At 71.9% G+C, this 13,018-nt stretch carries 4 protein-coding genes; all 4 read left to right on the top strand.

Annotated elements, in window-relative coordinates; translation table 11 throughout:
- Positions 1-679 precede the first annotated feature (679 nt).
- The 4 genes from OG866_RS24035 (at position 680) to OG866_RS24050 (ending at position 12,874) form a co-directional block, all read left to right on the top strand.
- Complete coding sequence (locus tag OG866_RS24035) at positions 680-1,333, top strand: response regulator transcription factor (protein WP_329337679.1); 654 nt, start codon at positions 680-682, stop codon at positions 1,331-1,333.
- Positions 1,334-1,454: 121 nt separating this feature from the next.
- Positions 1,455-2,108, top strand: a complete 654-nt coding sequence (locus tag OG866_RS24040) for a response regulator transcription factor (RefSeq protein WP_329337681.1) — start codon at positions 1,455-1,457, stop codon at positions 2,106-2,108.
- Between the two features lies 1 nt (position 2,109).
- A complete protein-coding gene (locus OG866_RS24045) occupies positions 2,110-3,435 on the top strand; it encodes a sensor histidine kinase (RefSeq protein ID WP_329337683.1) in 1,326 nt (441 codons plus the stop codon).
- 181 nt (positions 3,436-3,616) lie between these two features.
- Positions 3,617-12,874: a non-ribosomal peptide synthetase gene (locus OG866_RS24050; protein ID WP_329337685.1), complete on the top strand. Its 9,258-nt coding sequence runs from the start codon at positions 3,617-3,619 to the stop codon at positions 12,872-12,874.
- Positions 12,875-13,018: the final 144 nt, after the last annotated feature.

Below are 13,018 nucleotides of genomic sequence, written 5' to 3' on the forward strand. Positions count from 1 at the left end.
ATCCACTAGCCATTGATTGCCGAGCAGCGGTCAGGCCGATGGGTGTCGGTCGGTACCAGCGCGCTTGGGGCGCCGCGCGGGGTGGCGGCTCAGGCTGATCGTGCGGGCAATGTCCCCAGCAGATGTGAAGGCCCACGAACCTCACCTACCTCATGCCTCTCACCATGGTTGGACGTGGCATGTCACGCTGCAAGTGGAGCAGTCGGCAACGGTGTGAACCTCATGCGAGTCCTCACGGCTGGGCCGTCTGTGGGCCATCCGAGAGCGGCCAACGACGACAGACGACGACACGGCGACAGCCCTCCCCTGCTCAGAGAGGGCGCCTCGGGTGCCAGCGCAGGTTCTCGTACGCGAAGGGGAGTTGAGGGAGTCCGGAGCTACCGCAGCGCTCGGAGCGTCTTCGGGCTGACATTGAGGTCAGCACGGTCTCAGTTGTGGTCTCGATACATGCAGGTTCCGCGAGCGCCCGCGGACGTCCACTGAAGTCCGCCATGCCTGCTGACCAGGAACGAAGCCCGTCTGGCGGACATCGGTGGACACCCCCGCATCGAGATCGGACAACTTGTAATGCGTAGGTCGTCGGTTCGAATCCGACAGGGGGCTCCAAGAACGGGCGGGGCCGGGCCTCCCGCGTTGCCTTGTTACCCCTGAGTGACCGTCCGGGTGCCAGGGTGGGGGCATGCGCGTACTGATCGTGGAGGACCACAAGGATCTCGCGGAGAGTGTCGCGAGGGGGCTTCGGCGGCATGCGATGGAGGTCGAGCTCGCGCACGACGGCGAGCAAGGACTGAGCCGGGCCTCCAGCGGGGTCTACGACGTCGTCGTACTCGACCGTGACCTGCCGCTCGTGCACGGTGACGAGATCTGCCGGGCGCTGGTGCGGCAGGGCTGTCCGTCGCGGGTGCTGATGCTCACCGCCGCCGGGACGCTCGCCGACCGGGTCGACGGCCTCGATCTCGGCGCCGACGACTACCTCGCCAAGCCCTTCTCCTTCGCCGAGCTCATCGCCCGCGTCCAGGCCCTCGACAGACGCGACCAGCCCGCCGTGCCCCCCGTCCTCGCCCGCGGGGACCTCGAACTCGACCCGGCCCGCCGCACCGTGCTGCGCGGCGGGCGCAGGCTGGAGCTGTCGCCGAAGGAGATGGCCGTCCTGGAGGTGCTGCTCGCCGCCGGCGGTGCCGTCGTCTCCGCCGAGGAACTGCTGGAGCGGGCCTGGGACCGGGACGCCGACCCGTTCAGCAACGCGGTCAAGGTCACCGTGAGCCGGCTGCGCCGCAAGCTCGGCGACCCGCCGGTCATCGAGACGCTCCCGCACGTCGGCTACCGCATCTGAGGACCCCGGTGGGCGTGTTGCGACGCGGAGGGCCGTACGCCAGCCTGTGAGGGAGGTAACCCGGGTGTGACCGGGGGTGCGGCAGCCTGGGGTCCGTGGCGCGTGTCTCGTAGGGGGAATGATGAGGGTACTGGTGGTCGAGGACCATACGGAGCTCGCGGACTCGATCACCAGAGTCTTCCGCCGCCAGGGCCTCGCCGTCGACACGGCCTACGACGGCGCGACCGCGCTCGACCTCGTCGAGGAGGTCGACTACGACGTCGTCGTCCTCGACCGTGACCTTCCCGACGTGCACGGCGACGAGGTCTGCGGTGAACTCGCCGCCAAGGGCGTGCGCACCAAGGTGCTCATGCTCACGGCCGCCGCCTCCATCGCCGACCGCGTCGAGGGGCTCGGCCTGGGCGCCGACGACTACCTCGCCAAGCCCTTCGCCTGGCCCGAACTCCTGGCCCGCACCCGCGCCCTGGGCCGCCGCGCCCACCCGGAGCGGCAGCCCGAACTCGTCCGAGGCGCCCTGCGCCTGGACCCCGCACGCCGCACCGTCAGCCACTCGGGCACCCAACTGCCCCTCACCACCAAGGAGTTCGGCGTGCTCGCCTATCTGCTCGGCGCCGAGGGACGGACCGTCCCGGCCGACGAGCTGCTCGCCAAGGTGTGGGACGAGGTCGCCGACCCCGGCACCACCACCGTCAAGGCGACCGTCAACCGGCTCCGGGCCAAGCTCCTCGACGCCTCCGTGATCGAGACCGTGCCCGGCCGGGGCTACCGGGTCTGACATGGCGCCGCCCCTCCTCGCCCGGCTCGCCCGAGCCCGCGACCGCGCACTGCGCTCCGCCCCCGCGTCCTGGCTGCGCGCCCTGGCCCGGCGCCTGACACCACGCCGGGTGCGGGTCCGCTTCGCGGTCCTCTTCGGCCTGCTGTTCATCGCGTCCGGCGCCGTCCTGCTCGGCATGACCTATCTGCTGGTCAACCGGCCCACCCACAGCAGCGTCGTCAAGTACGAGATCAACGGCGGCGACGGCGCGCAGCCCACGATCCACATCCAGCCCGGCGGCCAGAACGGCGGCGACGCCCCGCCACCCGAGTTCGCACTCGACGCCCAACTCCGCGAACAGGCCGCCCGGATGCACGAGGCCCAGATGCACGACCTGCTCGTGCAGTCCTGTATCGCCCTCGCCATCATGGCCTGTCTCTCCGTCGCGCTCAGCTGGCTGCTGGCCCGCCGGGTGCTGCGCCCCATGCGCACCGTCACCGCCGGCATCCGCAGCATCTCCGCCCGCAACGTCCATGAGCGGCTCGCCGTCGAAGGACCCGGCGACGAGATCAGCGACCTCGCCGACAGCGTCGACGGCCTCCTCGACCGCCTGGAGGCCGCCCTGGAGTCCCACAAACGCTTCGTCGCCAACGCCGCCCACGAACTGCGCACCCCGCTCACCGTGGAACGCGCGCTCCTGGAGGAGTGCCTGCTCGATCCCGACGCCACCGCCGCGTCGTTCCGCGAGAACTTCGAGCGCCTGCTGCGGATCAGCACCCACCAGGGAGCCCTGCTGGAATCCTTGCTCACCCTGGCCGTCAGCGAGCGGGGCATGGACCGCACCGAGCCCGTCGACCTGGCCGAGGTCGTCGAGTCCGTCCTGCTCACCCAGCTGTCCCGGACCGAACAGCAGGACGTACGGATCGCCGACCGCACCGAGCCGGCCCAAGTCGCCGGTGACACCGCGCTGCTGGAGCGGCTGGTCGCCAACCTCGTCCACAACGCCGCCTACTACAACGTGCCCGACGGGACCGTGGACGTCACCGTCCGCCGCCACGACCGGCACGCCGTCCTCACCGTCACCAACACCGGCCCCGCCGTCCCCGAGGAGCGCGTCGCCCAGCTCTTCGAGCCGTTCCAGCGCATGAGCCGCACCGCGGGCGACGGCCACCACGGCCTCGGCCTGTCGATCGTCCGGGCCATCGCCGCGGCCCACGACGCCGCCCTCACCGCCCGCCCCGGGCCGGCCGGCGGACTCGTCGTCGAACTCTCCTTCCCGCTCCTTGTCAAGGACGCGGAGCGATATGCGGTCTGGCCGCAGACACGCGCGGCAACCGCGTCCAAGTGACCAGAACGGCCGGTTGGACGACACCGTTCGCTAGGTATCGTTCTGATTGACCGGCCCCGGTCGTGAACGGGTTTTGGAGACGTTTCACCGGGCCATTCGGTCCACGGGGTGAGATTCCCAGGAGCTTCCCGAGTGGAAGCTCTTTTCCTTTGGAGAGGGAATTAGGGGTGAGGGGCGGAAAATGAGCGAGCGAATCGGCGGCGGCATTCCCCTGTCCGACAGCCAGGAGGGCATCTGGCGGGCACAGCGCCTGGCGGGCCCCCGCGCGCTCTACAGCGTCGGGCAGGCCGTCGAGATCACGGGCGCGCTCGACGTGCCCGCCTTCGAGGACGCGCTGCGCCGCACGGTCGAGGAGACCGAGATCCTGGGCGTGCGCTTCGTCGAGGACGCGGGCGGTGAGGTGCGAGTCGTGCCGGGGGACGCCGGAGGGCGGTCACCGCGAGTCCTGAGTGTCGAGGAATGGGACGGGACCGGCGGCGACCGGCGGGCGTGGCTCGAAACCCGTATGCGTGCCGAACTCGCCGCGGTCGAGGATCCGCTCGCGGCGCGACTCCACTCGTTCGTGCTCTTCAGACTTGACTCCGATCGGCACTGCTGGTTCCAGGGTTATAACCACCTTCTCCTCGACGGGTACGCGTGCACCCTGATAGCCCGGCGGGTCGCCGATCTGTATTCCGCTCTCGTGGCGGGCGGGGAATTTCCGCAGTGCGATCTCCTCTCGTTGAGCGAGGCCCTTGACGAGGAGACGCGGTACCGGAACTCGGCCGAATTCACGGACGATCGGCGTTATCTGTGCGACCGATTCTCGGATCGCCCGGAATTGGCGGAGGTCGCAGGGCTTTCCGTCGGCTTCGACCATGCCCTTCACGAAGACGCCGGACCGGTGCTGCGCACGAGCGGCGCCCTCGCACCCGCCGCCGTGGACGCGCTGCGTACCGCCGCGGCCGGCGCCGGCCTGCCGACGTCCCGGCTGCTCGTCGCCGCCGCCGGCGCCTTCGTGAGCGGCATGGCCGGGTCGTCCGAGGCGCTCCTCAGCCTGCCCATGACCGGCCGCGTGACCGAGACCGACCTGCGCGCACGCCTCACCCGGGCGAACATGCTGCCCCTGCGGTTCCCGGTCCCGGCCGGGGCCGGCCTGCTCGACCTCGCACGGACGGCCGACGGGGCCGTCGGCGCCCTGCGTCGGCACCAGCGGTACCGGGGTGAGCGGCTGCGCCGGGAACTGGGCTGGCCGGAAGGCGACCGCTGGCACTTCGGGCCGTATGTGAACATCCTGCCGCCCGCCGGAGAGCTGGCCTTCGGCGACTGCCGGGGCGTGGCACGGGACGTGTCGACCCGTGTCGTCGAGGACTTCGGCGTGCTCATCGACCGGACACCCTCCGGGATCGAGATCACCGTCGAGGCGAACGCGGCCCGCTATGACCGAGCGTGGACGCGTGCGGTTCACCGTTCCCTCGTCGGTTACGTGGAGCGCGCGGTTGCGGACCCCATGGCGCCGGTACGGCGGATCGGGGTCGCGGGGGAGGACGAGCGGGGCCTGGTGGTGGGGGAGTGGAACGCCACGGGGCGGGACGTGGATGCGTCGTCGGTGGTGGAGCGGTTCCGGGGGTGGGTGGCTGAGGCTCCGGGGGCGGTTGCGCTGTGGGCCGGGGGGCGTGGGTTGTCGTATGCGGAGGTGGATGCTCGGTCGGATGCGTTGGCGCGTGGGTTGGTGGCGCGTGGGGTGGGCCGCGAGTCTCGGGTGGGGTTGTGTCTGCCGCGTGGTGCCGAGATGGTCGTGGCGATTTTGGGGGTGTGGAAGGCCGGTGGGGCGTACGTCCCGCTGGACCCGGAGTACCCGTCTGACCGGTTGGCGTTCATGGTCGCGGACAGCGGGGCCGAGGTGGTGCTGGTCTCGGAGGAGACGGCCGGTCGTGTGGCTGCGGGTGTGCTCCTGGACGAGGTGGTGGGTGAGTCCGGTGTGCTGCCGGAGGTTGGTGAAGGTCAACTCGCCTATGTGATCTATACGTCGGGGTCGACCGGGCGGCCGAAGGGTGTGGCCGTCGCGCATGCTTCCGTGGCCAATCTGGCGTCCGTGATGCGTCCCGTCCTGGGCGTCGAACCTGGCGTTACGGCGTTGCAGTTCGCGTCCTTCAGTTTCGACGCGGCGGTGCTGGATGTTGCCGTCACGCTGGCCGGCGGGGGCACGTTGGCGATCGCCTCGGCTGAGGAGCGCCAGGATGCGGCTGCGTTGGCGGCCATGGTGAAGGCGGCCGGGGTGACGGTCGCGAGTGTGGTGCCTTCGCTTCTCGGGGCGTTGGAGCCGGGTGCTGTTGCCGGGGTCGGGAACTGGGTGCTGGGTGCTGAGCGCCTGGAGGCGGGGCTGGCGGCGAAGTGGCGTGAGGGTGCCCGGGTTTGGAACACGTACGGGCCGACTGAGGCCACGGTGATCTCGACTGCGGTGTTGCTGGAGGAGGGCATCACGGGTGAGGACGCCCCGCCTGCGATCGGCCGGCCTCTGGGCAATGTCCGTACCTATGTGCTGGATGCGTTTCTGCGGCCTGTTCCGGTGGGTGTGGCGGGTGAGCTGTATATCGCTGGTGGTGGTCTGGCGCGTGGGTATGTGAATCGTCCGGATCTGACGGCGGAACGGTTCGTCGCGTGTCCGTTCGATGAAGACGGCGGGCGGATGTATCGCTCCGGGGACCTGGCTCGGTGGACGGCGGACGGGCTGTTGGAGTTCGTGGGGCGTGCGGATGCTCAGGTGAAGATCCGTGGGTTCCGGGTGGAGTTGGGCGAGGTCGAGGCTGTTCTTGCCGCGCATCCGGGGGTTGAGCGGGCGGTGGCCGTCCTGCGGGATGGCCGTCTGGTCGGGTACGTAGTCGGTGGCGCGGAGGGTGAGGACGTACGGGCGTATGCCGGTACCCGGTTGCCGGAGTACATGGTGCCGTCGGTGGTCGTCGTGCTTGACGCGTTCCCGCTGACCGTCAACGGGAAGGTGGATCGGGCCGCCCTGCCGGTGCCCGAGGCTGCGGTGGGGGCTGGGCGGGCGCCGTCCACTGCGGGCGAGGAGGTGCTGTGCGCCCTGTTCGCGGAGTTGCTCGGGGTGGAGAGCGTGGGCGCGGAGGAGAGCTTCTTCGCGCTGGGTGGTGACTCGATCACGGCGATGCTGCTGGTGTCGCGGGCTCGCCGGGCGGGTCTGGCCGTCAGTGCGCGGCAGGTGCATGAGCTGCGGACGCCTGCGGCGCTGGCCGGGGTGGCGGCGCCGCTCGACGGGGTGGCGGATGGCTCGGTGGGTGGTGCGGTGGGCGGTGCGGTGGGTGGTGCCCGGCCGGTGGACTCCGCCGTGGGTGAGGTGCCGCTGACGCCGGTGATGCGGGAGGTGCTGGACCGGGTCGGTGCCGACGGTGTGCGCGAGGTCGTGCAGTCGATGGTGGTGGAGGCGCCGGCGGAGCTGGACGAGGTGGCGCTGCGGGGCGCGGTGGCGGCTCTGGTGGAGCGGCATGAGGTGTTGCGGGCGCGACTGGTGGCGGATCCCGGGCGGCTCGTGGTGCCTGAGCGGCTGGTGGTGCCGGTTGACGGGCTGGTGACGCGGGTCCGGGCCGTGGGCGCGGACTCGGGGGCGGACTCAGAGGCGGAGTCGGGCGCGGAGATCTCGGCGTTGGCCGAGGTCGAGGTCGCGGCTGCGGTGCGGCGGTTGGATCCCGTGGCCGGGGTGATGGTGCAGGTGGTGTGGCTGGACGCGGGGGCCGGGGCGGTGGGGCGGCTGGTTGTGGTGGCCTGTCACCTGGTCGTCGACGCGGTGTCCTGGCAGGTGCTGCTGCCGGATCTGTGGTCCGCGTACGAGAGCCTCGCCGCGGGGCGGACCGTGGAGTGGGACCCGGTTCCGGTGTCGTTCCGTGCGTGGGCGCGGGAGTTGGCGGCGCAGGCGGGGCGGCCGGAGCGGATGGCCGAGCTGGCGGCCTGGCGGGCGGTGCTGGAAGGCCCGCAACTACCGCTCACCGAGCTGCCGTTGGACCCGGCCGTGGATGTCGGCGCGACGGTTCGCGAGGTGTCGGTGTCGGTGCCGGCGGAGGTCACGGCGGCGCTGTTGACGGAGGTGCCGGCGGCGTTCCGGGCCAGGGTGGACGAGGTGCTGCTCACGGGCCTGGCCGGGGCGGTGGGTGAGTGGGCCGGGGCGGGCGGGTTCCTGGTGGACGTCGAGGGCCACGGCCGGGAGCCGCTCTCGGGCGGCCAGGACCTGTCCCGGACGGTGGGGTGGTTCACGTCCTCGCGTCCGGTGCGGTTGCGCGCGGGCGTCGATGCGTCGGTGCCGGGGAGGCCAGAGGGGTCAGAGGGGCCAGAGGTGCCCGGGGTGCCGGGGGTGTCCGAGGTGAAGGAGCGGGTGCGGGCGGTCCCCGGTGACGGGCTCGGCTACGGCCTGCTGCGGTATGTCCGTCCGGACACGGCCGGGGACCTGGCGGGCCTGCCGTCGGCACAGGTCGGCTACAACTTCCTCGGGCGGGTGGGGACGGGCGAGGGCTTCGGGGCGGGGAGCGCGCCGGACGCCTCGGTGATGCACGCCCTGGAACTGCTGGGCGCGGTACGCGACACGGCGGACGGTCCGGTGCTGGAGCTGCGGCTGGACTGCCCGGCGCGGCTGCTGGGCGAGGGCCGGGCGCGTGGACTGCTGGAGGCGTGGGCGGACCGGCTCGCCGCGCTGGTCGCGGACGTCCGCTCCGGGGCGGGCGGTCACTCGCCGTCGGACTTCTCGCTGGTCGCGCTGGACCAGGCGGGGGTGGAGGAGATCGAGGCGGCGGTGCCGGGGCTGGTGGACGTCCTTCCCGTCGCGCCGTTGCAGGAGGGCCTGCTGTTCCACTCCCTCTTCGACGAGGACGGAGTGGACGTCTATGTCGAGCAGCTCGTCCTGACGCTCGACGGCGAGGTGGACGGAGCCCGGCTGCGTGCCTCGTGGCAGGCGCTGCTCGACCGGCACACGGCGTTGCGGGCCGGATTCGTCCAGGTCGCGGACGCGGCGGGACCCGTGCAGGTCGTGGTCGACCGGGCCGAACTGCCCTGGCGCGAGGTCGATGTGACGGGCCTGGACGGGGACGGCGGCGCCGCCGCGGACCGGGTGGGCGTCGCGGAGCGGGCCGCGCGGTTCGACCTCGCGGCACCGCCGCTGCTGCGCGTGGCGCTGGTCCGCGAGGGCGCGGGCCGGTCGCGGATGGTCGTCACGCTCCACCATCTGCTGCTGGACGGCTGGTCGTTGCCGCTGGTGCTGCGGGAGTTGTGGACGCTCTACGCGGCCGGCGGCCGGGCGGAGGGGCTCGGTGCGCCGGTGTCGTCCCGCCCGTACTGGGCGTGGCTCGCCGGGCGGGACAAGGCGGCGGCGCTGGCGGCGTGGCGGGCCGAACTGGCGCCGGTCGAGGAGTCGGTGCTCGTCGCCCCGGCCGAGCCGAGCGCGACGACGTCCGTCGTCCTGGACCGGGTCACCGAGTGCACGAGCATCGAACTGTTGCGCGATCTTGAGCGGGTCGCCCGTGGCACCGGCGTGACCCTGAACACGGTGGTGCAGCTGGCCTGGGGGGTGGTGCTGGGGCAGCTGACGGGCCGGCGCGCGGTGACGTTCGGAGCGACGGTGGCGGGGCGTCCGGCGGAGCTCGCCGGCATGGAGACGATGCTCGGCCTGTTCATCAACACCCTGCCGGTGCGCGTCGATCTGGACCCGGCCCGTCCCGTGGGAGAGGCCCTGGCGGAACTGCACGCACGGCAGTCGGCGCTGCTCGACCATCAGCACGTGGGGCTGAGCGAGGTGCAGCGCGCCGCGGGCCCCGGCGCGACCTTCGACACCCTGCTGGCCTTCGAGAACTACCCGGGCGACCTCGACGCCCAGCCCCTCGGCACCGACCTCGCGCTCACGGCCACGGAGCTCCGCGAGTCGACCAACTTCGCGCTGGCCCTGGGCGTCACCCCCGGCGACGGCCTGGAGATCCGCCTCGACCACCGCGCCGACCTCTTCGACCGCCCCACCGCCGAGCGGATGGCCCGCCGCCTGGTGCGGGTGCTGGAGCAGGTGGCGGCCGATCCCAGCCTGCGGCTGCGGCTGCGGCTGGGCACTCTGAATCTGTTGGACGACTCCGAACGCGGGCTGGTGGTGGGGGAGTGGAACGCCACGGGGCGGGTGCTTGAGCCGGGTTCGGTGGTGGAGCGGTTCCGGGGGTGGGTGGCTGAGGCTCCGGGGGCGGTTGCGCTGTGGTCCGGGGGGCGTGGGTTGTCGTATGCGGAGGTGGATGCTCGGTCGGATGCGTTGGCGCGTGGGTTGGTGGCGCGTGGGGTGCGGGCGGAGTCCCGGGTGGGGCTGTGTCTGCCGCGTGGTGCGGAGATGGTCATTGCCATCTTGGGGGTGTGGAAGGCCGGTGGGGCGTACGTCCCGCTGGACCCGGAGTACCCGTCTGACCGGTTGGCGTTCATGGTCGCGGACAGCGGGGCCGAGGTGGTGCTGGTCTCGGAGGAGACGGCCGGTCGTGTGGCTGCGGGTGTGCTGCTGGATGAGGTGGTGGGTGAGTCCGGTGTGTTGCCGGAGGTTGGTGAAGGTCAACTCGCCTATGTGATCTATACGTCGGGGTCGACGGGGCGTCCCAAGGGTGTGGCCGTCGCGCATGCCTCGGTGGCCAACCTGGCGTCTGTGATGGGTCCGGTGCTCGGGGTTGAGCCCGGGGTGGTGGCGTTGCAGTTCGCGTCGTTCAGTTTCGACGCGGCCGTGCTGGATGTTGCGGTCACGCTGGCTGGCGGCGGGACGTTGGCGATCGCCTCGTCTGAGGAGCGGCTGGACCCCGCTGCCCTGGCCGGGATGCTTCAGGACGCCGGCGTGACGGTCGCGAGTGTGGTGCCCTCGCTTCTCGGGGCGTTGGAGCCGGGTGCTGTTGCCGGGGTCGGGAACTGGGTGCTGGGTGCTGAGCGCCTGGAGGCCGGGCTGGCGGCGAAGTGGCGTGAGGGCGCCCGAGTTTGGAACACGTACGGGCCGACTGAGGCCACCGTGATCTCGACTGCGGTGTTGCTGGAGGAGGGCATCACCGGCGAGGACGCCCCGCCCGCGATCGGCCGCCCCCTGGGCAACGTCCGCACTTATGTACTCGACGCGAGCCTGCGGCCTGTTCAGGTGGGTGTGACGGGTGAGCTGTATATCGCCGGGGGTGGTCTGGCGCGTGGGTATGTGAATCGTCCGGATCTGACGGCGGAACGGTTCGTCGCGTGTCCGTTCGATGACAGCGGCGGCCGGATGTATCGCTCCGGGGACCTGGCTCGCTGGACTGTCGACGGCCAGTTGGAGTTCGTGGGGCGTGCGGATGCTCAGGTGAAGATCCGTGGGTTCCGGGTCGAGCTGGGTGAGGTCGAGGCCGTCCTCGCCGCCCACCCGCAGGTCGAGCGGGCGGTGGCCGTCGTACGGGATGGCCGTCTGGTCGGCTACGTCGTCGGCGATGTGGACGAGGACGCGGTACGGGCGCATGCGGCGACCCGGTTGCCGGAGTACATGGTGCCGTCGGTGGTCGTCGTGCTCGACGCGTTCCCGCTGACCGTCAACGGCAAGGTCGACCGGGCTCTCCTGCCGGTGCCGGAGGTCGCGGCGAGTGAGGTGCGGGCGCCCGAGAACTCCGCGGAGAAGGCGTTCTGCGAGCTGTTCGCCGAGGTGCTGGGGCTGGAGAAGGTCGGGGTCGGGGACGGGTTCTTCGAGCTGGGCGGTGATTCGATCATGTCGATGCTGCTGGCTTCCCGTGCTCGGCGCGCCGGGTGGGTGGTGACGCCTCGGCAGGTCTTCGAGGAGAAGACACCGGAGCGGCTGGCGCTGGTGGCGGCCGTGACCGGGGACAGGGTGGAGGAGGCCGAGGACGGCGGTGTCGGTGAGGTGCCGTGGACGCCGGTGATGCGGTCCCTGGGGGCGGAGGCGCTGCGGGCGGGGTTCGCGCAGTGGATGGCGGTCGGCGCGCCCGCCGGGCTGGGGACGGAGGTGCTGACTGCGGGGCTCGCGGCGGTGCTGGCCGTGCACCCCATGCTGCGGGGAGGTGTGCGGGGCGGGTCTGACGGCCGCCCGGTCCTGGTGGTGCCGGAGGCCGATGCGGTGGACCTTTCCGGCCGGGTGGTGCGGGTGGATGCTGTTGGTGTTCCTGACGGCGGTCTCGACGACGTGGCCGGGGAGGCTGCCCGGGCCGCGGTCGCGGCGCTGGACCCGGTGGCGGGTGTCATGGTGCGCGCGGTGTGGGTGGACGCCGGGCCGGACCGCGTCGGCCGGGTGGTCGTCGTAGCGCATCACCTGGTGGTCGACGGGGTGTCGTGGCGGGTGCTGATGCCGGATCTCCGGGCGGCCTGCGAGGCTGTTGTCGCGGGACGGAAGCCGGAGGGCGTCCTGGAGTCGGGTGGTGCCTCCTTCCGTTCCTGGGCACGGCAGTTGGAGCGGGCGGCGCTGCGTGCGGAGCGGGCGGCGGAGCTGGACGGCTGGGTGGAGCTGCTGGCCCGGGCCGACGGGCTGCGGACGGTCGGGCCCCGGGCCGACGGGCTGCGGGTGGTTGGGGCCGACGGATTGCCGGTCGTTGGGGCCGGTGGACTGCGGGTGGTCGGATCGCGGGCCCTGGATCCGGACCGTGACACCGTCCGGACTCTCTCCCGCCGTGAGTGGACGCTGGCCGCCGATCGCAGTGCCGTCCTGGTGGGCCGTACTCCGGCGCTCTTCCACTGCGGTGTGCACGAGGTGCTGCTGGCGACGTTGGCGGGTGCCGTGGCGCGCTGGCGTCCGCGGGCCGGTGCCGGTGGGCTGCTGGTGGACGTGGAGGCGCACGGCCGGGAGCCGTTGGCGGAGGGCATGGACGTGTCCCGGACGGTGGGCTGGTTCACCGCGGTGCATCCGCTGCTGCTGGAGGTGTCGGATCTGGATCTGGACGATGCCGCGGTCGGCGGTGCCTCCGCGGGCGCGCTGGTCAAACGGGTGAAGGAGCAGGTGCAGGCGGTGCCGGGGGACGGCCTCGGACACGGTCTGCTGCGCTGGGCGAACCCGGACACGGCACGGGTGTTGGCGGATCTGCCCGTGCCGGAGATCGGTTTCAACTATCTGGGCCGGTTCGCCGCCGCCGGCCCGGACGACGGGCCGGTCCGCGCCTGGCAGACGGCCGGGGGCGCGGCGATGGCCGGTACGGCGGATCCCGACATGCCGGTGTCGCATGCGCTGGAAGCCGGCGCCCTGGTGGCGGACACCCCGGACGGGCCGCTGCTCACCCTCACACTGAGCTGGCCCGGCAGGCTGCTCGACGAGAGCCGGGCGGAGTGTCTGGGCCGGGCCTGGCTGGAGCTGCTGGAAGGCGTCGCCGCCCACACCGCCGACCCGTCGGCCGGCGGCCACACCCCCTCCGACTTCGCGCTGCTGGATCTCGACCAGGACGAGATCGAGGCCCTCGAATTCGAGTTCGCCGCCGACGACGACCACCACTGATCGCTGCGCCCGTCCTTCCCCATCCCCATCCCCTTCCCCTTCCTCTCCCTATCTCCCTCCCTTCTCCCGTCTTCCTTCGCTCTTCCCCAGCGCCCGCTCCGGGCCGTCCCTTTTGTGACTTCTGTCTGTGAGGAGATCTACGCG

Origin of the sequence: Streptomyces sp. NBC_00663, from assembly GCF_036226885.1 — a bacterium.
Taxonomy (GTDB): Bacteria; Actinomycetota; Actinomycetes; order Streptomycetales; family Streptomycetaceae; genus Streptomyces.

What these genes read in the sequence shown, in the direction of transcription:
- OG866_RS24035 (WP_329337679.1), top strand. Translation starts at nt 680, where the DNA reads ATGCGCGTACTGATCGTGGAGGACCACAAGGATCTCGCGGAGAGTGTC.
- OG866_RS24040 (WP_329337681.1), top strand. Translation starts at nt 1,455, where the DNA reads ATGAGGGTACTGGTGGTCGAGGACCATACGGAGCTCGCGGACTCGATC.
- OG866_RS24045 (WP_329337683.1), top strand. Translation starts at nt 2,110, where the DNA reads ATGGCGCCGCCCCTCCTCGCCCGGCTCGCCCGAGCCCGCGACCGCGCA.
- OG866_RS24050 (WP_329337685.1), top strand. Translation starts at nt 3,617, where the DNA reads ATGAGCGAGCGAATCGGCGGCGGCATTCCCCTGTCCGACAGCCAGGAG.